General features: G+C 43.5%; 17 protein-coding genes. 8 read left to right on the forward strand and 9 right to left on the reverse strand.

Annotated elements, in window-relative coordinates:
• Positions 1 to 189 precede the first annotated feature (189 nt).
• Positions 190 to 1,212 carry a sterol desaturase family protein gene (locus DTQ70_RS24710; protein WP_122933272.1) on the forward strand — a complete coding sequence of 341 codons (1,023 nt, stop codon included), beginning with the start codon at positions 190 to 192 and terminating at the stop codon, positions 1,210 to 1,212.
• A 344-nt stretch (positions 1,213 to 1,556) separates the two neighbouring features.
• Here the strand turns inward: DTQ70_RS24710 and DTQ70_RS24715 are convergent, their stop codons facing one another.
• Complete coding sequence (locus tag DTQ70_RS24715) at positions 1,557 to 1,769, reverse strand: hypothetical protein (RefSeq protein ID WP_164490198.1); 213 nt, start codon at positions 1,767 to 1,769, stop codon at positions 1,557 to 1,559.
• Positions 1,770 to 2,055: 286 nt separating this feature from the next.
• Between DTQ70_RS24715 and DTQ70_RS24720 the strand changes: the two genes are divergently transcribed.
• Together DTQ70_RS24720 and DTQ70_RS24725 are read left to right on the forward strand one after the other, a co-directional pair.
• A complete protein-coding gene (locus DTQ70_RS24720; protein WP_122933274.1) occupies positions 2,056 to 3,981 on the forward strand; it encodes a hypothetical protein in 1,926 nt (641 codons plus the stop codon).
• Positions 3,963 to 5,675, forward strand: a complete 1,713-nt coding sequence (locus DTQ70_RS24725; RefSeq protein WP_122933275.1) for a hypothetical protein — start codon at positions 3,963 to 3,965, stop codon at positions 5,673 to 5,675. The genes DTQ70_RS24720 and DTQ70_RS24725 overlap by 19 nt, the downstream gene beginning before the upstream one ends.
• 227 nt (positions 5,676 to 5,902) lie before the next feature.
• Here the strand turns inward: DTQ70_RS24725 and alaS are convergent, their stop codons facing one another.
• On the reverse strand, positions 5,903 to 8,554 hold the full coding sequence (gene alaS, locus DTQ70_RS24730; RefSeq protein ID WP_122933276.1) for an alanine--tRNA ligase: 2,652 nt from the start codon (positions 8,552 to 8,554) through the stop codon (positions 5,903 to 5,905).
• A 187-nt stretch (positions 8,555 to 8,741) separates the two neighbouring features.
• Here alaS and DTQ70_RS24735 point away from each other — a divergent pair, with 187 nt between their 5' ends.
• Entirely contained in the window at positions 8,742 to 9,050 is a 309-nt protein-coding gene (locus DTQ70_RS24735) for a hypothetical protein (protein WP_122933277.1), read from the forward strand.
• Positions 9,051 to 9,075: 25 nt separating this feature from the next.
• The gene (locus tag DTQ70_RS24740) at positions 9,076 to 9,489 is read left to right on the forward strand and encodes a DUF3592 domain-containing protein (RefSeq protein ID WP_122933278.1); all 414 of its coding nucleotides are present in this window, start codon (positions 9,076 to 9,078) and stop codon (positions 9,487 to 9,489) included.
• 270 nt (positions 9,490 to 9,759) lie between these two features.
• On the opposite strand, the gene DTQ70_RS24745 is transcribed toward DTQ70_RS24740, so the two are convergent.
• From DTQ70_RS24745 to DTQ70_RS24765, 5 genes are all read right to left on the reverse strand, one after another.
• Complete coding sequence (locus tag DTQ70_RS24745; protein ID WP_122933279.1) at positions 9,760 to 10,926, reverse strand: AIR synthase-related protein; 1,167 nt, start codon at positions 10,924 to 10,926, stop codon at positions 9,760 to 9,762.
• 69 nt (positions 10,927 to 10,995) lie between these two features.
• Complete coding sequence (locus DTQ70_RS24750) at positions 10,996 to 12,339, reverse strand: Gfo/Idh/MocA family protein (RefSeq protein ID WP_122933280.1); 1,344 nt, start codon at positions 12,337 to 12,339, stop codon at positions 10,996 to 10,998.
• Between the two features lie 74 nt (positions 12,340 to 12,413).
• Positions 12,414 to 13,955: a serine hydrolase gene (locus tag DTQ70_RS24755; RefSeq protein WP_122933281.1), complete on the reverse strand. Its 1,542-nt coding sequence runs from the start codon at positions 13,953 to 13,955 to the stop codon at positions 12,414 to 12,416.
• 59 nt (positions 13,956 to 14,014) lie between these two features.
• Positions 14,015 to 14,314 carry a HigA family addiction module antitoxin gene (locus DTQ70_RS24760; RefSeq protein ID WP_122933282.1) on the reverse strand — a complete coding sequence of 100 codons (300 nt, stop codon included), beginning with the start codon at positions 14,312 to 14,314 and terminating at the stop codon, positions 14,015 to 14,017.
• Positions 14,315 to 14,377: 63 nt separating this feature from the next.
• Positions 14,378 to 14,689 carry a type II toxin-antitoxin system RelE/ParE family toxin gene (locus tag DTQ70_RS24765; RefSeq protein WP_122933283.1) on the reverse strand — a complete coding sequence of 104 codons (312 nt, stop codon included), beginning with the start codon at positions 14,687 to 14,689 and terminating at the stop codon, positions 14,378 to 14,380.
• A gap of 66 nt (positions 14,690 to 14,755) precedes the next feature.
• Between DTQ70_RS24765 and DTQ70_RS24770 the strand changes: the two genes are divergently transcribed.
• Positions 14,756 to 15,343: an isoprenylcysteine carboxylmethyltransferase family protein gene (locus tag DTQ70_RS24770; protein ID WP_122933284.1), complete on the forward strand. Its 588-nt coding sequence runs from the start codon at positions 14,756 to 14,758 to the stop codon at positions 15,341 to 15,343.
• Between the two features lie 2 nt (positions 15,344 to 15,345).
• Here DTQ70_RS24770 and DTQ70_RS24775 read toward each other — a convergent pair whose 3' ends face one another.
• Positions 15,346 to 16,857: an arylsulfatase gene (locus tag DTQ70_RS24775; protein ID WP_122933285.1), complete on the reverse strand. Its 1,512-nt coding sequence runs from the start codon at positions 16,855 to 16,857 to the stop codon at positions 15,346 to 15,348.
• Positions 16,858 to 16,920: 63 nt separating this feature from the next.
• Between DTQ70_RS24775 and DTQ70_RS24780 the strand changes: the two genes are divergently transcribed.
• Both DTQ70_RS24780 and DTQ70_RS24785 read left to right on the forward strand, forming a co-directional pair.
• A complete protein-coding gene (locus DTQ70_RS24780) occupies positions 16,921 to 17,631 on the forward strand; it encodes an SDR family oxidoreductase (RefSeq protein WP_122934547.1) in 711 nt (236 codons plus the stop codon).
• Between the two features lie 229 nt (positions 17,632 to 17,860).
• Positions 17,861 to 18,499: a porin family protein gene (locus tag DTQ70_RS24785; protein WP_164490199.1), complete on the forward strand. Its 639-nt coding sequence runs from the start codon at positions 17,861 to 17,863 to the stop codon at positions 18,497 to 18,499.
• 67 nt (positions 18,500 to 18,566) lie between these two features.
• Here the strand turns inward: DTQ70_RS24785 and DTQ70_RS24790 are convergent, their stop codons facing one another.
• A complete protein-coding gene (locus DTQ70_RS24790; protein WP_122933287.1) occupies positions 18,567 to 20,420 on the reverse strand; it encodes a VWA domain-containing protein in 1,854 nt (617 codons plus the stop codon).
• Positions 20,421 to 20,519 lie beyond the last annotated feature (99 nt).

Raw genomic sequence — 20,519 nt, forward strand, 5'->3', positions numbered from 1 at the left:
AGAGGTTAAGAATCACTTAAAAATAACGGTACAAAGGTAGATTACCGCACCCTGTTGAAAGAAATGATTTTAAGGTCGCGCCTTGGAATCGCGTGACGGCGCCTTGTAAGTGCGTGATGAGTGGTAGGGGGCACAGTAAATATTCCCCTCACCCTCCTTATGGTTTTGATTTAGTAAACCAGCCTTCTCATGGAAATTTTGCAAACCCTTTACAAAGAAATTTTAGGCTTTTTAGGCGTAAACGGCATTATCAACATCATTAGCAGTGGAGATTACAGTGCGTTTAGCACCTTAGATGGCATCCTTACGGCCTTGAGGCCAATCATTCCGCTGTTATTGGTGTTTGAGTTTGGGTTAGGCATTGCCCAGAAAAACCCGCAGACCAAGGTCTATCGTACCAACTTCATTATTTATGTTTTCAATCGTTTTATTTCTCGCTATATCTCCTTGGGCGTAACGGGCTGGATGATTGCTACCCTACAGCCGTATGCCCCTTTCAACGCCACACTCACTTGGTATTGGTTCCTCTACGGCTACGTAGTGTGGGAATTTGCGCATTTCATCTACCACTTTTTTGGGCATAAAGTACGGTTGTTTTGGTGCTTGCACGCTACGCATCACACGCCCGAAGACATGAACTTATCGGTTGCCCACGCGCACTTTTTTCTGGAAGCCCCCTATGCCGATGCCATTCGGACTTCTATTTGTATTTTGGCAGGCTTAGATCCTAAGTTGCTGTTTTTCATTATGTTTATCGACGGTACGTATGGTACGTTTATTCACGTAGGAGAAAACCTATTCAAAGACGGCACGTTGGGGCTGCAAAAAGTACGTTTCTTTGGCAAATACATCCTTACCCCTTCCGACCATCGGGTGCACCACGCTCGCAATCCGCTGTACATGGATACTAACTTTTGCAATTTCATTAACATTTGGGACAGGGTATTTGGTACGTACCAAGTAGAGCGAAAAGACATTCCCATTGAGTACGGTATCACGCGTAAAATAGACTCAGGCAATTTTATGGAAACCTATTTTGGCGAAGTGTGGGAACTCCTAAAAGACATGGCAAGTGCGCCCAGCCTCAAAGCCTTTTTACTCTATCCAATCATGCCTCCAGGCTGGAGCCCCGACGGCAATCACCGCACTGCTACGGTCGTTCGGCAAGAGTATTTAGAAGGGAAGGAAGCGTTGGTAGGTACAAGGGGGTAGTGGTTTTGTGGGAGGAAAACTCCTGCTCGGAGAAGGAGGTTTTCTAACCTCTTCTTTATCAGTACTTTGTTCGATTTAATAGGCAAATCTAAGCGTTTTTTGCTTGATTTTATAGGTAACTTTGGTTGTTTTTTGTTCGATTTAATAGGTAAAATGCTTTTTTGCTCGTAGTTGGTGGGGGGAGTGTGAGTTGGGTTGGTGGTAGGGCAAAGGGGGTAACCTAACTTACTTTTAGCTTTTTGGGATTACTTTTAATCCTGATTTTTAGAAATGGTTTGGGTAAAATAGAAGCACTTACCTTCATTTAAGCATACCACTGCCAACTTCAGAAAACTACTTTTCTTTTATATTGCATTAATCTCAATTGGTATTTCAATCATATTCTTAACGGTTGTATATAGCTCAACATCCTGTGCGGGCGTTTCAAGCGAGATAATCAACGAATACCGAGTTTTATTTTCCACTTTTCCCAAATTCTTACGTTCACGCCACCAACCAATAACAAGATAAACAGCAATATGATTACATTCTGCAAGTTCAGCAGCTATCATTTCCATAAAGTCTGAATGTATTGAACCAGTTGTTCGATTATGGTTTTTGCTCCCGATTACCCACCGTTCGCTGCCTTCATTTTCGCCTACTTCTTCATCTTCCTCACGTGCCGCACTATTTACACGTTTCCTTAATACTTCTTCGTTTGCTCCCCCGGTTTGGAGCCTCTGTAAGAAATTGGATGGCTTTGCATTTTATCACACTCTCAGTCCTTTTTTTTAGAAAATCAACAAAAAACAGAAAATTTAAATTGCTTCATTATCTTTATGTCAATATAAAGAACTATTGAGGATGCAAAGAAAAAAATTAATTGATTTGATTTTACGGGAACGGTCATTCAGATTCACTGAATCTGCTTTAGGAGACTATAGGGAATATGATGTAGAATATTTATGGAGAAAAGGTGGAGAACATGTATATGGTGTGGTAACCTCTGATTTTAATCTTCAAATAATTATAAATGGATTAAAGTTGAAATTTGAAGTTTCAAAAATTGAATCTTGGGAAGTAGCTATTAATTTTTTGGATTTAATTATAAGTTTTTTTGATAAAAATGTAGGCGAAGGTATTGAAAATCAAGAGTTTATAAAATATAATCTTGGCGGTTTAATTTTTAACGAAGTTCCATTTTTAGCTAATTATGATTTTTTATTGACGAATTTAGAAGATACAAGTATTAAGTCTCCTCATTTTGTAGGATTTTTAAATGTGGTTTTTAAACAAAATTTTCCAGAAGACATTATTTATAAACAATTTAAAAGATTAGATGAACAAAAGTACCAATTTTACTTTCGTACAATTGTTGATACTGTAAAATACAATACTGAGAAAGCAAAGAAATTGTCTGAGCTTTATTTCAAAGATAATAATATTGTATATTTTGAAAATTTTCGGGCTATTTTGTGTGGTATAGTAGAAGTAGAAGGGCAAGCTTCTTTTAACCTTCTTAGAAAATATGGAGAAAGAATAGAATTTCAACCTTCTATCACAAATGCTTTGGCTACATTAAAAACAAGCGATTCGAAAATTATTTTTGAAGCATATAATATTATCGTTGATTTTGTTAATAATGATTCTGTAATTTTACAATTAATTTGGTTTTTTATAAAAATATTTGAAAATGAAGGAGAAAATCCTGAATTTTTAGATGTTTGCCGACTGAAATTATTAGAATTAACCTCGAGTGAAAGCCATAATGTGCAACATGCTTTATTAGATAACTTAAATTATATCCCTTTAAATCAAAACGAAAAAGCAAATATTCTGATAGAATTGACTAAAAATCAATTTTTTTATAAAGGTTTTTTGACTCCAAATGGAAATAATATCCGTCAATTAGACTGGACTATTAGACAATGTATTACACTTCCAAATTTATATATTGACTTTTTGCGACAATTTTCTAAATATCATATATTTAAATGTGAATATTTTGAGTGTACACTTAAAGAAATGATTGACAATAGTCTTGATGACTTTTTGCGTTTTAGTGTTGAATGTTTGACTGATTATGAAGGACATTTAAGATATTTAGGCTATGAGCTAATAAGTTATGTAGTAGAATCTTTTAAAGATATTTCGATAACACCTTATATTCAAAACCTTTCAGAAGAAAAGCAATGTATTGTTTTTTTATCTATTTATATTTCATCAATTGATAATTTTGAGCAGCTTTACCCTCTTATACTACCTTTAATTAATTCAAAATATTCCTCTATTAGCCAATTGCTGATAGCTGGGTTAAATAAAAAATTTACTGTTTATCCTAACCTTCTGAAAGCAATCGAAGAAGTTTTAGAAGAAAACGAAATAAAGAAAGAGTTGGTGCATCATTTTAGAATAGAAGAAGAAATATATCAAACTATAAAGATAAAAAAAGTAAAACTGAAAGAGTTTGACCCATTTTATGCTCAACATAGAATTTTTCAACAATATCAAAAAGAATTTAATGAAAAATGGAGAAAAAATATTTCAGAAGCCCAAGAACGTTCAATAATAGGTAAATTGGGAATAAAAAAAACTGTACTATTGAAAGGCGGAGGCTATAAAAGAGAAGGGCAAGAGTCAGTTAATAAATTAAGCCGTTTTCAAACCACTGTCAATGTCCCAGAAGGTGCGTTAATTAATTCAGATAGTGACCTATTTAGAAGAAACCTTTATTTTTCTGACACGTGGAGTAGTATAAATGATTGGCAAAAATGGTTGATAAGACTTTAATACGTGAATATTTATCGTCTTTAAAAGAAGATGGTGAATTAGATTATATATTTGTTTTATTACTTGAAGCAATGAACTTTAGGATTATTACTACTCCCAAAGAATCAAAAGGCCAATCACAGTATGGTAAAGATATTGTCGCTGTTGGATGTGACTCAGAAGGGACTCTTCACAAATGGTATTTTGAATTAAAGGGATTTACAGATAAAGATTTAAGCGCAACCAACTTTAATAAAGATGATGGTGTCAGAATGTCATTATTGGAAGCAAAAGATACTATTTATAAGAATTTTGGAATTTCACGTTTCGATAAATTACCTACAAAAATTTGTTTAGTTCATAATGGGGTTATTATTCCAAACTTTAAGCCACAGTTTGATGGATTTGTTTTACAAAATTTCCGAGATGGTGAATTTGAACATTGGGATATTCATAGATTAACTGATAATTTTAGTGAGCATCTTTTCAATGAGTACTTGTTTTCAGATGCGAAACATTCCTACTTATTTAAACGTGTTTTGATATTCATTGAAGTTCTTGATTATGAATTTCAAGATTTAATTCTATTGATTGAATTGATTTTTCAGGAATATAGGCAAAAAAATTTAAATATTCAAAATGAAAATCAGCGCACATTCAAAAAATTATTTTCTACTCTTAGACTTATAATGATGATGTTATGGCAACAGGCTCAAAAAAATGACAATCTGCTTCCTGCAAAAAAAGCTATTAATCTTATCATATTAAATACGTGGGCATTCATGTTATCCCGAAATTATGAGAAAAAACAAAAGTATAAAAAAGTATTTTTTCAACTTTTAAACATTCAGTCAAATTTTTATGCCTATTACTTTAACAAAACACTGGATATAGCTTTATATCCAAATGGATTATTCTCAAGTGCTGGATTTTTATTTGAGTCAATAGGGTATCCATTAAGAGCGTTTGAGTATTTAGATGATTTAATGTACTTCTTTTCACTTAAAAACGCTTTTTTGTATGATGAAGATAGCTTAATACAGCAACAAAGAGTGCAAAAACTAACTCTAATGAATCTTATTAATAATAATTCTGCCTGTAATAAGCCCGTTCTGGATTCGCATTTGATTCCTATACACCATTTGGTTAGTTTTTTTGTAAATAGTATTCATATAGAAAAAGACGAAATGCAATTCGTTATAAAGTACTTACATGATTGTTTTGAACAAATAATTATACGAAGAAGAGCTACAAAAGTATTTCCATACACTTCAGATGATTTGTCAGATTTAATTCATCATTCTGTTACAGGCATTAAAAAAGAAAGTTTTTCAGATAATGGTTCATTACTAATACCTGTACTTTTAGAATATTTAGCAATTTTTAACGGGAAAAATTTATATGAAGAAATAATTGAGTTTTTTAAGATTCAGGAATGTGATTTGCAAATAGCATATCCACTATTTGAAGAATTTCCTGATTTTGAAGAGTTGATGTTTAAAAAAACGCTTCAAAATGAATATGCAGTCGAAATGTTCTATATTATTCCTTCATTTTCTGCTTTTTCTGATAAATTAAGGTCAAAACAAATAGAGAGATATAATTTGAGGACTCAACAAGAAGGATATAACTTTTTGATTACATTGGCCCAATCTTACTATAATAATGAACCATTCCCAAGTGATTGGAGACAGTGGTTTGGAATAATAAATTAATATTCTCCCCTCCAAAAACTGCTTCAAATAATTATTCTATCAAGAGGTTGTAAAGATAAAAAAGTAATGTTTTTTTTATCTTTACTCAATTTCTTAAAAATTAAAGACTCATCTAATATAATCGGTAAATTTAGAGCTTTTTCTCTATTTTTCAGGCAAAACGCTCCTGCTAATATTCCAACGAATAATAGCAGGAGCGTTTATGATAAATAGGTTTTGGTGCGGTTTTACAAAATAGTTTTCGCTTTTGCCAAAGCCGCATCCAAGCCGCTGGCGTCGGAACCACCTGCGGTGGCAAAGAAAGGCTGGCCACCGCCACCACCTTTTACTTCCTTGGCAAGCTCTTTTACGATGTTGCCTGCGTGTTTGCCCTGCGCCACTAAGTCGTCAGAAAGCATCACGGCCAACTGAGGTTTGCCACCCAACACCGTTCCTAAAACGATATAGAAAGGCGCTTGTGATTGCTCTTTCAATTGATATACCAACGATTTCAAGGCGTCGGCGTTTGGAACTTCTACGCGGGCGATGAGGCTGGAAACGCCGTTGGTGTGCGTTACTTGGGTCAACAAGGCGTCTTTTACTTGGGCTAACTTCTCGTTTTCGAGGGCTTCGATGCGTTTTTGCAAAGCAGCTTTTTCGGCCAAAAGACCTTCAACGGCTTTGATAACGTCTTTTTGCCCCTTGAACATATCGCGAAGGGTATTCGTAATGCGCAATTCGTCGTTCAACAACTCAAAGGCTTTTTCGCCCGTTACGGCCTCTACCCGCCGTACCCCTGCCGAAACAGACCCTTCGGAGGTAAACTTAAAGAGCGAGATTTCGCCCGTAGCAGGTACGTGCGTTCCCCCGCAAAGCTCGACCGAAAAGTTGGGGTCAAACTCTACCACGCGCACAAAGTCGCCGTATTTTTCGCCAAAAGTGGCCGTTGCGCCCATTTTGATGGCGTCGTCGATGGGGATGTTGATGTGGGTTTTGAGTGCAATGTTTTCGCGGATTTTACCGTTGACAATGGCTTCAATCTGCGCCAGTTCTTCGTCGGTTACTTTGGCAAAGTGCGAAAAGTCAAAGCGGGTCACTTCGTCGTTTTGGTATGAGCCTTTCTGAACAATGTGCGTTCCCAATACCCGACGCATAGCCGCCAACATCAAGTGCGTCGCCGTGTGGTTCCGCATGATATTCTGACGACGGTGAGCGTCCACTTTAGCAATAAGTGATGAGTGAGGAGCGGTGAGTAGTTCATCTAAATTCTTATCCCTCGAAACATGAATGAATAAATCATTCTCCTTTTTGGTATCAACGATATTAATCACTTTACTCTCATCACTCATCACTTCTATCGTACCCGTATCTCCCACTTGTCCCCCCATTTCGGCATAGAAAGGTGTGCGGTCGAGTACGATGTGGTATTCTTCGCCCGCTTTGGTTTTTACCTTGCGGTATTTGATGAGTTGAGCGGTTGCTTCGAGGGTATCGTAGCCCAAAAACTCAAAATCGCTTCCTTCGCTTACTTCTACCCAGTCGGTAGCTTCTTTGGCGGCGTCTTGGCGGCTGCGGTTCTTTTGTTCGGCCAATGCCTTTTCATAGCCTGCTTCGTCGATTTTGTAGCCTTTTTCTTTGGCCAAAAGCGCCGTTAAATCCACAGGGAAACCGTAGGTATCGGAGAGTTCAAAAACGATGTTTCCATCAATGACGCCTCCCGTCGGGCTAAGCGACTCGAATCGCTTGATTCCCAATTCCAACGTACGCAAGAAGCTCTTTTCTTCTTCCAACACCACGCGCGTCACAAACTCCTCCTGCGATTTAAGCTCTGGGAATACATTTTTGAATTGTTCGGCCAACACAGGCACCAACTGACTCATAAAAGGCTCAGTAAAGCCCAAATACGAGTAGCCGTAGCGAATGGCGCGGCGCAAAATGCGACGAATTACGTAACCCGCTTTGGCGTTGGACGGAAGCTGTCCGTCGGCAATGGCGAAACTCACCGCCCGAAGGTGGTCAGCGATAACGCGCATGGCGATGTCGGTATAATCGCTGGTGTTGAGTGTTCCGCTTACGCCGTATTTTTTACCGCACATTTTCTCAATGACCTGAATGGTATTTTGGAAAATATCGGTGTCGTAGTTCGATTGTTTGCCTTGAATGGCCATACAAAGGCGCTCAAAACCCATCCCTGTATCCACGTGTTTGGCAGGAAGCGTAATCAACGACCCGTCGGCCTTGCGCTCAAACTGCATAAATACGTTATTCCAGATTTCAACCACTTGCGGGTGGTCGGCGTTGACGAGTTCTTTGCCAGGCTTCGCATCCACTTCGGCTTGGTCGCGGAGGTCGATGTGGATTTCTGAACACGGGCCACAGGGACCTACGTCGCCCATTTCCCAGAAATTATCTTTTTTATTTCCTAAAATGATTCGCTCTTCGCCCCCTAAAATGGCTTTCCAAATATCCCACGCTTCTTGGTCAAACGGTACGCCGTCTTTTTCGTCTCCTTTGAATACCGATACGTAGATGCGGTCTTTGGGAAGTTTATAAATGCCAGTGAGCAATTCCCACGACCACTCCAAGGCTTCTTTTTTGAAGTAATCCCCAAACGACCAGTTGCCGAGCATTTCAAACATCGTGTGGTGGTAGGTGTCAAAACCTACGTCTTCCAAGTCGTTGTGTTTTCCACTCACGCGCAAGCACTTTTGGGTATCGGCGATGCGCTTGCTCGGAGGAGTTCCGTTGCCCAAGAAAAAGTCTTTGAATTGCGCCATGCCCGAGTTGTTAAACATGAGCGTGGGGTCATTTTTGGCAACAAGCGGTGCCGACGGCACGATAAGGTGTCCTTTACTCTTAAAAAAGTCTAAAAAAGCTTGGCGGATTTCGTGAGAAGTCATCTTCGATTTACGTTTAATAGTCGATAGTCCACAGTCGATGGTCGATAGTTTACGGTCGATAGTCCTTAGCTGTGAATTGGGCTGCAAAATTACGGAAAAATGCCGTAGCTTTCAGATTGTGCTTTGATTTTGATTAACTTGCGTAAAAGATACCCAACTGTTTCTGTTCAACGTAGTACTTCTTGCCATGAAAAAACTGCTATTTATTCCCCTCATGTTTGGTGTGCATGTGCTTTGGGCACAGCAACTGCAATTGAAAGTCCCTTCTAAGCAATTACCGCCGATTAAGCAGGCCACTCCCGTGCCTATGTTTCGCTATTCCAGCGATTCCACGGTAGCCTATTCGCGGGTGGACAATATGCCTGTGCTCATTGCGCAGTCTGGTGATGCCATGCCCAATGCGATGCCTATTACTCCCCAAGGAGAAGAGAGTAAATACCGCTACCGAATGCCCAATCCGTTGAAGAAAAATGTGTTGCCTCAAAAACCAAAATAAGGGTTACTAATCGGTTATTTGTGCGATGAAAACAAAGTCAAATCGAATTGGTGGAAGCATTTTTGCAATCATTGGGCTGCTGATGATGATTGGGGCTTGGATGTTGTTTCAAAACGACCAAAAATTTGCAAAAGAGGCTGCTTCAGCCACAGGGACAGTGGTGGAGTCGGTGTATGTAAAATCGCGAAAAGGGAAAGGTTCTTACTATCCCGTTGTCGAATTTCAGACGGCGGAAGGAAAGCGCATGACCTTTCGGTCGGATACGGGTAGGGGCCGCCCTGATTACGAAAACGGCGAACAAGTGAGCATTTTATACGAAAAGCAAAACCCTGCGAATGCTAAAATCGCAGGGTTTTGGGAATTATGGGGACTGTCGGCTGTTTTGGCCGTATTTGGACTTATTTTTATGGGAGTAGGTTTGAAAATTAGCAGGAGTTAATCCTATCAATGATGTCTTTTCGCTCGCAACCCATCAGTACCAATAAAAGCCCGATAAGAGTTTTTCTAGTTTTCATTTATACATTGAGGAGTATTGAAATTTCATTTTTAACGTTAGCTAAGTTTGATTAACATTTTACCCGCTGATTGGCGCAGATTGAGGGCCGCAGATTTTCGCTAAAAAAGGACTTGATGAAGACGTTTTTCAGCGGAAATCTGCGTTTGTATTAGTCAGCGGCCTTCTGCGGGCGAAATAAAAACAATGTCCTAACTACTCATATACAAACTCTCCAAACTCGCTCTGAACCGTTACTTTTTTGCCTTCGCTGGCTTCTACGTAGCCGATGATTTGGGCTTCGATGCCAAACGATTGCGCAATTTCGATGACGCGTTGGGCGTGTTCAGACGAAAGATACACTTCGAGGCGATGCCCCATGTTAAATACTTTGTACATTTCCTGCCAGCTCGTTCCACTTTCGGTTTGTATCAACTTGAAAAGTGGAGGAATGGGGAATAAGTTATTTTTAACAACGTGCAAATTCTCAATAAAATGCAATACCTTGGTTTGGGCGCCACCGCTGCAATGCACCATGCCATGAATGTGCGGACGGAGTTCGTCCAACAACGTTTTGGCAAAAGGGGCGTAGGTACGCGTAGGCGAAAGAATCAATTGACCCACGTTGACAGGTGTATTTTCGACGGCATCTGTAAGGCGTTTGGAGCCGCTATACACCAACGAACTGTGGACTTCGGGGTCAAAACTTTCGGGGTATTTTGGGGCAAGGTAAGAGTCTAACACGTCGTGACGGGCGGAAGTAAGTCCGTTGCTGCCCATACCTCCGTTGTAAGTGGTTTCGTAGGAAGCCTGTCCAAACGATGCCAATCCGACAATCACATCACCTGCTTGGATGGTATCGTTAGAAATCACGTCCGAACGTTTCATGCGTGCAATTACCGTGCTGTTGACCGTAATGGTGCGTACCAAATCGCCTACATCGGCTGTTTCGCCGCCCGTGCTGTAAATCTCAACGCCGTGACTACGAAGCATTTCCAGTACTTCTTCGGTGCCGTTGATGATTTCGGCGATGACCTCGCCAGGGATTTTGTTTTTGTTACGGTCGATGCTCGACGAGATAAGCATCGGACCCGTTGCTCCTACGCAAATCAGGTCGTCGGTATTCATCACAATCGAGTCTTGCGCTATGCCACGCCACACCGACAAGTCACCTGTTTCTTTCCAATACAAATACGCCAGCGAGGTTTTGGTACCTGCTCCGTCGGCGTGCATGATGGTGCAGTAGTCGGGGTCACCTGCCAAAATATCAGGGACGATTTTGCAGAAAGCTTTGGGGAAGAGTCCTTTGTCGAGCTTAGCAATGGCGCGGTGTACGTCTTCTTTGGAGGCCGACACCCCACGTTGTAGGTAACGTTCTGTCATGGAGTTGAAAAACAAAATGAGGCGCAAAGTTACCAACTTTACGCCTCATTTTCTAACCCTATCGGGGTTTTACGCTTTCGGTAGTTGCCAACCGTTATTGTAATGGGCTTTGATGAGGGCGTTGGCTTCCGCGTCGTTTTTGAATGCGCCTGTAGTGGCATCCCAATACACTTTCCGCCCTGTTTTGTAGGCAATGTTACCCATGTGGGCGTTGATAGCTGCCACGCTGCCTGTTTCGATACCGCATTTGAGCAGCTTGGGGTTGTTGTCTTTGATGGCCTGTACAAAGTTTTTGGTATGTTCGTTGAGGTAGTCACCATTGCGCGCTTGATCAGGAATGTCCTCAATTTTATAGACTTTAATGCCGTTTTTGGTTTGGGTTTCGGGGTGCAGCGACCAGCCACCGCGATGCAGTACCAAGGTGCCGTTGTTTCCAATAAACGCAATCCCTTCGGTAAGGCCATAATTCCCGCCGTCGATGCCCGTTGCGTGTTCCCAAAGCATGTTAAAGCCTTCGTATTCATACACCGTTTGGAGCGTATCGGGGGTTTCAGAAGCATCGTCGGGGTAGGCAAGTTTTCCACCCGAAGCCATGACAGATTTGGGTGCTTTGGCATTCATGGCATACAGAGCGATGTCGATTTCGTGGACGCCCCAATCGGTCATTAGGCCACCCGCGTAGTCCCAAAACCAGCGGAAGTTAAAGTGGAATCGGTTGGGGTTGAAGGGGCGTTTTTTGGCGGGACCGAGCCACATGTCATAATCAACGCCCGCAGGAGGTGCGCTGTCGGGCTTGACGGGGACGGGCTCCATCCAGCCTTGGTAGGCCCATACTTTCACCAAACGAATGTTGCCTAATTTCCCCGACCGCACGTACTCAATGGCTTTTTCGTAGTGAGAGCCGCTCCGTTGCCACTGTCCAATTTGGATAATTTTACCCGCGCGTTTAGCCGCAGCGAGCATGATGTTACATTCTTCGATGGAATTGGCCAACGGTTTTTCGCAGTAAACGTGTTTGCCCGCTGCCAATGAATCTGTCAACGCCAAGCAGTGCCAATGGTCGGGCGTACCTACAATCACCGCGTCGATGTCCTTGTTTTCGAGCATTTTGCGGTAATCCTTGTAGAGTTGAGGGCGATTGCCACGGGCGGTTTGCACATCGGCTGCGCGCTGGTCGAGGACACTTTGGTCCACGTCGGCCAGGGCCACGCACTCGACCTCGCTCATTTGGAGGTGGGAGCGTAAATCAGACCACCCCATGCCTTTGCAACCAATCACTCCCAATTGTAATTTATCATTGGCAGAGACTCGTTTACGTTGGCTTGCCAGCAATTCGAGGGGGGTAAATGAGAATAAACTTGCTCCAGTAGCCACCGAAGCCGAACGAATAAAATCTCTGCGGGAAGATTGCATAGGGGTTGTGCGTTTTTTACTATGCAAAAGGAGGGGAAAGGGGGAAATCTAATGTTAACTTGTTCATACAGGTATTATTTCCTCACCTCCCCAATATGATACTCCTGAATCAACGGGGAATTTTCAGGCGTAAGCGTAAACGACACCCAGAGTGTTGCTTTTTCTCCTTCGATAAGGTAGCGGCCGCGCAATTGATTTTCGGGAACAATTTCTTTTACACTCACAATCTTTCCTGCTTTTTCAAACAAAGCGGACGCTTCTTTTTTGAGGGCTTCCAAAGAGTAATCCGCGAAGAAGTTTTCGGCAAATAGCCCGCTGCTTTCGGCATTTTGCCAGTTAGGAAGGAGTTGGGTGAGTTGTTGTTGGCGTTGTTTTAGAATGTCGGAGGCGGGTAGCTGACGAGGTTTTAGCTGGGCACTTACAATGAGCGTATCCAAGATTTGGAGGTTAATCGGGACGGTGGGGGCGTAAGTAACGTTGGCAAACGCAACCACTCCAATGCCGTATTGAGGCAAAATGCGCCAGTTGCTGCCAAAACCAGGCAACCCACCGCTGTGACCTACGTATTCGCGGCCTTCGCAGTCGCGCAGCCAATTGAGACCATAACAATAAGCCGACACCGTAGCGCACGGGCGACCCGACGCGTACTTGAACTGCGGGGAGAAGCCACTGATGTTCCAAGGTTGGTGCATTTCCCGAATCGAACTCCGTTTCAGTGGGCCGTTATCGGCATCGTTTTTGGGAGGCCAAGCCGCCAAATGTAGTGCCATGTATTTGCTAAAATCATCGATAGACGTAATCAAACCACCCATTGCGCCCCATGCGCCGTCGTGGAGAAGGGCTTCTTCTGTCCATTGGCCGTCGCGCCAGCGGTAGCCGTGGGCGAGTTTGTCAGCGGGCACTTCGGCATACTCCCATTTGGTGTGGGTCATGCCGAGGGGTTGGAAGATGTTGTCGTTGATGAACTTTTGGTAGGTTTTTCCCGATACTTTTTGGATGATGTAGCCCAAAAGCGTGATGCCCAAGTTGCTATATTCGTACGCCACCCCAGGTGTATTTGAGAAAGCAATTGGGCTTTTTATTAGTTTCAATAATTCTTCGTTGGTATCGGCCAATTGGCGGTCACCCCACGGGTTGTCTTCGGGAAAACCTGCCGCGTGCGTGAGCAAATGACGAATCGTAATGGCGGGGGCGTCGGCCGTGAGCAATTTCGTATTCTTCATTTCAGGAATGTACTTGTCGGCGCGGTCGTCCAAGTCGAGTTTGCCCGCATCGCGCAATTGCAAAATCGCCATGGTCGTGAAGCTTTTACTCATCGACGCAATACGGAAAAGCGACTGCGTCGTGGCGGGCGTTTTTTTGCTAAGGTCGGTATAGCCCGCCGTCCCCGTGTGAATCATTTTGCCATCGACTACCACTCCGTACGTAAACCCAGGGAAATGATTTTTTTCGGCGTATTCTTTGTAAATTTTGTCAATGGTAGGCAATACCGACTCGATTTTCTTCATTCGGTCGGGATCGGTGAAAACGGGCGGTTTGTAGGATTGGGCTAGGACTGATAGTTCACCAAAACAATAACTCAATAAAAAGAAGCCAAGGAAAGATAGTTTTTTCACAGATTTTCGTGGTTAGCGTTGGACAGGCATCGAAAATAGTGATAACCGCTGAAACTATGCTATGCTTCTACCAATTTTTGTCGTTCAATGGCTAAATCATAATCCATTTGCATTCGGAGCCAGAATGCCGCATCAATGCCAAGGGCTTTTTCTAATTTAAGAGCAATGGCCGCAGAAATGCCTCTTCTACCCTTCAAAATGTCAGAAAAATGCGAAGGATACATTCGTAAATCCATGGCAAAACTTGACTTTTTTAGCTCTCTCGCCTCTAACTCCATTTCTAATACCTCACCTGGATGAGTTGGAAAGGCAGGACGGAGTTCTCGCCCGTCATTGCCAATTACTTTGTATGTACTCATGATATTGTAAATTCAAAAGTTTCAATTCTTATTCTGCTTACAGTATGTTTATGATATAAAGTTCTATTGATAATGATGGGTCATATCATCAATCGTGACTATTTCGGTCAAAGTAATCATGTCATTTTGTAATCGAAACTCCAAGCGATAACTCAAGTCTATTCGAATAGAGTAAACTCCTTTTTTATCTCCTTTTAATTCCTCGAAATTTAACCCCCTGAATTGGTATAGAGCTATAGAGTTTTCTACGTTCTTCAAAATAGTTACTTTCTGGACAAACTTTTTGATAACTTGTTCGCTGTAACGAGGCTTGCCTTTGACGGTTTTTCCTTCGTACAATTTTTCCAAGTAGTCATTATTGAACTTTACTAGCATGTTCTTAGTAGAAGTGAAAATACAAAATTAAATTACATAATTTTGTTTACCAAAAAAATGTAAAAAATGAGTCCCTACCTACTACAATCCTTCCTTTGGTTAGTTTATGGGTTGCTACACAGTATATTAGCAAGCCACCAAGTCAAGCTTTTTTTTGAACAAAAATTAGGTAGTGCTTTTCGATTCTATCGCTTGATGTACAATGTGCTGGCATTTGTGCTGTTGATAGGGCTGTTGTGGTACCAACGTTTATTCCCTAAAGAACGCCTCTGGGCTTTTGCATGGTGGGCTGACATCCTAGCAGAAGCGGCCAAAGGCCTGGGTATAATCATTGCTTTATGGGCATTGCGAGGGTACGATTTGCGCGAATTTTTAGGACTCTCGACACCTACTTCATTGGCTACTCCCAACGAATTCCGCACGGGAGGGCTGCTGCGTTACGTACGGCATCCGTTATATACGGGGACTATTTTGTGGGCATGGGGCGTATTTGTGGGAGAAGCTAGCCCCCAAGCCTTGATTATGGCCATTTGCATTACGGTCTATATTCGTATTGGCATTGTGTATGAAGAACGAAAACTTGTGCGCGAATTTGGGGACGCCTACGTGGAGTATCGCCGTCGAGTGCCGATGTTGTTTCCGAAATTATTTTAGCCCTACCAACCCTTCACCCCTGGCCAAGAGGCACTTTGAACATACGGTTGGGGCGTTCCTGCGGTGCTGCGTCCGTCTTGAATGTATTTGCGGAGCAAGGCTTTGAGTTGCGTTACTTTGTCGGGATATTGGGCATAAAGGTTGGTTTTTTCGGCAGGGTCGTTTTTCAAATTGTAGAGCTGCACCGTGGGTAAACCCTCGTAATCCTTGCCAGGTTTGGGGTAACTCCATCCGCCCGAACCTGCATCCAAAATCAGCTTCCACTCGCCTTGTCGAATGGAAAACAATCCTTCTACCGAGTGGTGAACGGTGGCTTCCCGCAAAGGTTTTGTTGGGTTTTTGCCAAACAAAACAGGCACTAAGTCGTAGCTGTCTTCGCCCGCATTTTGGGGGAGTTTTTTGCCCTGAATCCCCGCACAAGTAGCCATAAAATCGGTTAAACAAATCGTTTGGTCGGAGGCCGTACTGGGTTTAATACGCCCCGCCCACTTGGCAATAAACGGTACCCGATGCCCCCCTTCGTAGCTATCGGCTTTGTAGCCACGAAACCCATTGCTGGCAAAATGCCCCGCTTTTTCCATGAGTTCAGTACCCGCGTAAGGCGCGCAGCCGTTGTCGGACGTAAAAATGATGAGTGTATTTTTGTCCATCCCTTGCTGGCGGAGTACTTGTTGGATTTGCCCAACGACGTCGTCCACCATCAGCACAAAATCGCCGTATTCGTTCAGCCCCGATTTGCCTAACCATTGCCCGTTAGGCAAAATGGGCGTGTGAGGCGCGGCCAGTGGTAAATACAGAAAAAAAGGTTGCGCAGCCGTACGACTACGAATGTATTCCACCGATTTTTGAACAAACCGTCCCAAGACCTCCTCGTGCTTAAAATCGGCACCAGTAGGCCCTTTTCGCCACCATCCGTACTGCGTTTTAGATTCCGTTTCGCGGTCGGGTTGGGCCGTGACGCGACCATTTTCAACATAGACGTAAGGCGGAATGTCGAGGGAGGCGGGAATGATGTAAGAATAGTCAAAGCCGTATTCGTTCGGCGATTTTTGGACGGGTTGAGAAAAATCAACGGGTACAACGGGGTCGTTTTTGGGTGCCCAATTGAGCCCCAAATGCCATTTGCCAACGCAGGCAGTTTGGTAGCCGTTTTGTTTCAAAAAGGAAGCCACAGTCAGTCGTTTGTCTTCAATAAGTGCCGAATCGTAGCTCCACGTAACCCCCTTTTTGAGCTTGCTACGCCACGAATACCGCCCCGTCAGAATCCCGTAGCGCGTGGGCGTACACACCGCCGAGCCTGAGTGGGCATCCGTAAAACGCATTCCTTCCGCCGCCAATTGGTCGAGGTGTGGGGTTTTAAACTTAGCGTTTGGGTTAAATGCCGATACGTCGCCTTGCCCCATGTCGTCGGCCAAAATATAGATAATGTTGGGTTGGGTGGCAGGCGCTTGCCTGAACCATTGGGGTAAAATACCCAGGCCAATGACTAAAAATAGGGCTATTCGGGATTTCATTTGGAGGCGATGGTGTTGTTGAGAAACGAACAAACAATTAACATACACGAAAAAGAAAGAACCATGAAAGAAATACTAAGAACGGCCCTGATTACGGGAGGAACGAAGGGAATTGGTCTGGGAGTGGCCGAAATGCTTATCAAAGAAGGGTACAAAGTAGCGATAACGGGTCGCAACGCAGAAACGGTGGAAGCGGCAGCGGCACAGTTGAATCAATTGCAAGAAGGCGCGGCGTTAGGAGTCGTAGCCGACGTGAGAAACTTTGATTCTCAGCAAGCGGCGGTGAATCAGGTGTTGGAAAAATGGGGACGTCTTGATGTGCTCGTTGCCAACGCTGGGGTAGGGCATTTTGCTCCCATCGAAAAGTTGACCCTCGAACAGTGGCAAGAAACGATTGACATTAACCTAACGGGCGTTTTTTACAGCACCAAAGCGTCGTTGGCTGCCCTTACGGCGTCGCAAGGTTATTTGATTACGATTGCGAGTTTGGCAGGAACCAACTTTTTTGCCAACGGATCGGCCTACAATGCCAGTAAATTTGGCTTGGTAGGTTTTACGCAGGCGGTGATGATGGACGTACGTAGCGCTGGTATCAAAGCAACAACGATTATGCCAGGTTCGGTAGCGACGCACTTTAATAATCACGAACCTTCCGAAAAAGATGCGTGGAAGATTCAACCCGAAGATATTGGGCAAATTGTGGTGGATTTATTAAAAATGAATCCCCGCACGCTGCCAAGTAAAATCGAAGTTCGTCCGACGATGCCGAAATAAATGATAATGAGGCAATTTGAAAATTAGGTAATTTGAAAATGTAAATGTGGCTCAGGTTACTAATAACCTGAGAAAGGGGTTTCTCAAAACCCCGTTAATCGAAAACTTCCCCACAAACCAGCCCAAAAATGAGGAAAATTTTCCCCGTTTTTGGGCTGGTTTTTTTCTTAGAACAAGTGGAACGAGGTTTTTGAAGGAAAAGTACAACCACAAAAACTCACTCACAACCATGAAAAGAAGTGCCTATTTCCTCCTAATGATTGCTTTGATTTTGACAGGCAGACAAGCAATTGCCCAAGAAAATGTCTCTTTTGGCCCAATTGTAGGGGTAAATTTTTCGCGATTGACCAATCACCCAATTTATAACGACTGGAAAGTCGGCAACTCGGCGGGTATTTTTATCAACTACAGCGGAGAAAGCCGTTTAGGAGTCAATGGACAACTGTTGTATTCACGAATTGGGGGTGAATCGGGGAACGGAGCCTCAAAAGGTCACCTCGATTATATCCAAATACCCATCATGGGAACGTATTACCTCAATGGCCGTGGCAACGCACTTCGTCCCAAATTGATGGCAGGACCTTACGTTGGATTTTTGGTCAAAGCCGTCAATGAAAGTAACGTAAATATCAATCCCGAAGGGGCGGCACGGGCTTATAAAGGCGTAGATGCGGGGGCAGCTTTGGGCGCAGGGCTCAATTATTCCCTCAAAAATAAAGTATGGCTCAACGCTGATTTGCGCTACAACATTGGCCTTACCAACGTGATGACCAACGCCTCTGATGTACACAACCGCTCGTGGGGACTCAACGTCGGCGTAAGTTTTCCACTAGGTAATTACTCGCCAAAAACAGGAAAGTTTAGATAGGTTAGGTTATATATAGTGGCTGGAAATGACCCGTAGGCAGGCGATAAGCCCACCTACGGGCATTTTTTTATTCGTCTTTTTTGGCAACTGTTTTGGAGGTATCCAGCGACTGAGCCAATTTGACCAAGCGCACAAATTCGGCGCGATAGCCTTCTGGGTCTTTGGCAATAGCTCCTTGGGCAAGGTCAACGACCTGACGGTAAGAAGCTTCGCCCTTAAACTCCGAGCTGCGAAGCAATAGTCCCCATTCGGCTACCGCGGCCGCAAAACGGAAATTATTGGAAGTGCTGGCCAAAGGCGTCACTGTATTACGCACAGGTACTTCAAAAAGGCGGCTCGTTTCGCTGTCGGGTTGTTTGTAGCGGAGTTTGATGGTTACCAGCTCGTCCGAAGAAGTGGCGACTTCTGCACTTTTCTGGTATTTTAAATCATCCACTTTACTCAAATAAGCACTTTCCAATCCTGCGGGAATGATTTCGTACAAGGCCGTTACGGTATGGCCGCTCCCCATTTCGCCCGCATCTTTTTTGTCATTGTGGAAGTCTTCGTTGTTCAACATTCGGTTTTCGTAGCCGATGAGGCGATAGCCTTTGACAAACCGTGGATTAAATTCCAATTGTAGTTTTACATCTTTGGCAACGGTAAAAAGCGTCCCGCCGAATTCGTGTACAAATACTTTTTGCGCTTCTTGCAAATTGTCAATGTAGGCATAATTTCCGTTTCCTTTGTCGGCCAAGGTTTCCATTTTGTTGTCTTTGTAATTACCCATTCCAAAGCCCAAAACACTCAAATACACACCGCTTTGGCGTTTTTCTTCGACCAATCGTTGCAATTCGCCCTCGCTCGAAACGCCCACGTTGAAGTCGCCATCACTGGCCAAAATGACGCGGTTATTGCCTCCTTTAATAAAATGGTCTTGGGCAATTTTATAGGCCAATCGGATGCCCTCGCCACCCGCCGTTGAACCTCCCGCCTGAAGATTGTCTAAGGCATCTTTGATGGTAGAAGTCTGATTACCAGGCGTAGAGGGGAGCACTGTTCCTGCCGCTCCTGCGTACACCACAATGGCCACGCGGTCGCTGGGACGAAGCTGATTGACCAATAATTTGAAGGCTTCTTTGACCAAAGGCAATTTGTTAGGCATTCCCATCGACCCCGATACGTCCACCAAAAACACCAAATTTGACGCAGGTAGGTTATCGCTAGGAATGGTTTTGGCTTGCAGCCCGATGTGGAGCAACTTTAATCCTTTATTCCAAGGCGAATCTGACAGTTCGGTTTGAATAACTACGGGGTGTTCGCCTTTGGGCTGCGGATAGTCGTAGTCAAAATAGTTAATCATTTCCTCAATCCGCACCATGTCTTTCTGCGGAAATTGCCCCAAATTCAGCAGTCGGCGCACGTTACTATAAGCCGCCCGATCTACGTCAATCGAAAACGTGGTGAGCGGGTTGTTTTTAGGATTGTGAAAACCGTTTTCATTGATGCCTTTGTATTCCTCGGCATTGAAGTCCATTTGCATGGGAGGAGGCGTACCCATCAAGGCAAAAGAAGAAGCAGGAGCCGTCGCGCTCTTTGCCTCACGCTTACTTAGTCCAGTCACTACGACCTCTTGCAAGGCTTCGTGAGCTACTTTGAGCTTGACGTTCACTACCGAATCTTTACCAATGGTTCGTTCGACGGTTTGATAGCCAACGAAATTAAAAACCAGTTTGTCGCCCCTGCGAGCAGCCAGCGAATACCGCCCGTGGACGTCGGTAGTAGTGCCTTTGTTTTTTCCTTTAACAGCAATTGTTACGCCTGAAATGGGGGTCAACAGCCCTTCTTCAAGCACAGTACCCGTGACTGTAACGGGCGTAGATTGAGCGCAAGCAAACAACGTAAACACGCTTAAAATCAGGCAAAAAAGATTTGTTTTCATGGTTGTGATTTGTTAGTTTCAACCACTAGATGCAGCTGCCAGCCCGATTCCATAAAAGTTTTTGAAATTTTTTGTGGAATTTTCTCTATTTGTTCATCT

The sequence above is a fragment of the Runella sp. SP2 genome, assembly GCF_003711225.1.
GTDB lineage: Bacteria > Bacteroidota > Bacteroidia > Cytophagales > Spirosomataceae > Runella.

Bases quoted from the DNA above. Each gene is read 5' to 3' on its own strand.
- DTQ70_RS24785 (WP_164490199.1), top strand. From the start codon at position 17,861: ATGAAAAGAAGTGCCTATTTCCTCCTAATGATTGCTTTGATTTTGACA.
- alaS (WP_122933276.1), bottom strand. From the start codon at position 8,554: ATGACTTCTCACGAAATCCGCCAAGCTTTTTTAGACTTTTTTAAGAGT.
- DTQ70_RS24780 (WP_122934547.1), top strand. From the start codon at position 16,921: ATGAAAGAAATACTAAGAACGGCCCTGATTACGGGAGGAACGAAGGGA.
- DTQ70_RS24775 (WP_122933285.1), bottom strand. From the start codon at position 16,857: ATGAAATCCCGAATAGCCCTATTTTTAGTCATTGGCCTGGGTATTTTA.
- DTQ70_RS24770 (WP_122933284.1), top strand. From the start codon at position 14,756: ATGAGTCCCTACCTACTACAATCCTTCCTTTGGTTAGTTTATGGGTTG.
- DTQ70_RS24760 (WP_122933282.1), bottom strand. From the start codon at position 14,314: ATGAGTACATACAAAGTAATTGGCAATGACGGGCGAGAACTCCGTCCT.
- DTQ70_RS24715 (WP_164490198.1), bottom strand. From the start codon at position 1,769: ATGGAAATGATAGCTGCTGAACTTGCAGAATGTAATCATATTGCTGTT.
- DTQ70_RS24725 (WP_122933275.1), top strand. From the start codon at position 3,963: ATGGTTGATAAGACTTTAATACGTGAATATTTATCGTCTTTAAAAGAA.
- DTQ70_RS24720 (WP_122933274.1), top strand. From the start codon at position 2,056: ATGCAAAGAAAAAAATTAATTGATTTGATTTTACGGGAACGGTCATTC.
- DTQ70_RS24710 (WP_122933272.1), top strand. From the start codon at position 190: ATGGAAATTTTGCAAACCCTTTACAAAGAAATTTTAGGCTTTTTAGGC.
- DTQ70_RS24765 (WP_122933283.1), bottom strand. From the start codon at position 14,689: ATGCTAGTAAAGTTCAATAATGACTACTTGGAAAAATTGTACGAAGGA.
- DTQ70_RS24750 (WP_122933280.1), bottom strand. From the start codon at position 12,339: ATGCAATCTTCCCGCAGAGATTTTATTCGTTCGGCTTCGGTGGCTACT.
- DTQ70_RS24745 (WP_122933279.1), bottom strand. From the start codon at position 10,926: ATGACAGAACGTTACCTACAACGTGGGGTGTCGGCCTCCAAAGAAGAC.
- DTQ70_RS24735 (WP_122933277.1), top strand. From the start codon at position 8,742: ATGAAAAAACTGCTATTTATTCCCCTCATGTTTGGTGTGCATGTGCTT.
- DTQ70_RS24790 (WP_122933287.1), bottom strand. From the start codon at position 20,420: ATGAAAACAAATCTTTTTTGCCTGATTTTAAGCGTGTTTACGTTGTTT.
- DTQ70_RS24740 (WP_122933278.1), top strand. From the start codon at position 9,076: ATGAAAACAAAGTCAAATCGAATTGGTGGAAGCATTTTTGCAATCATT.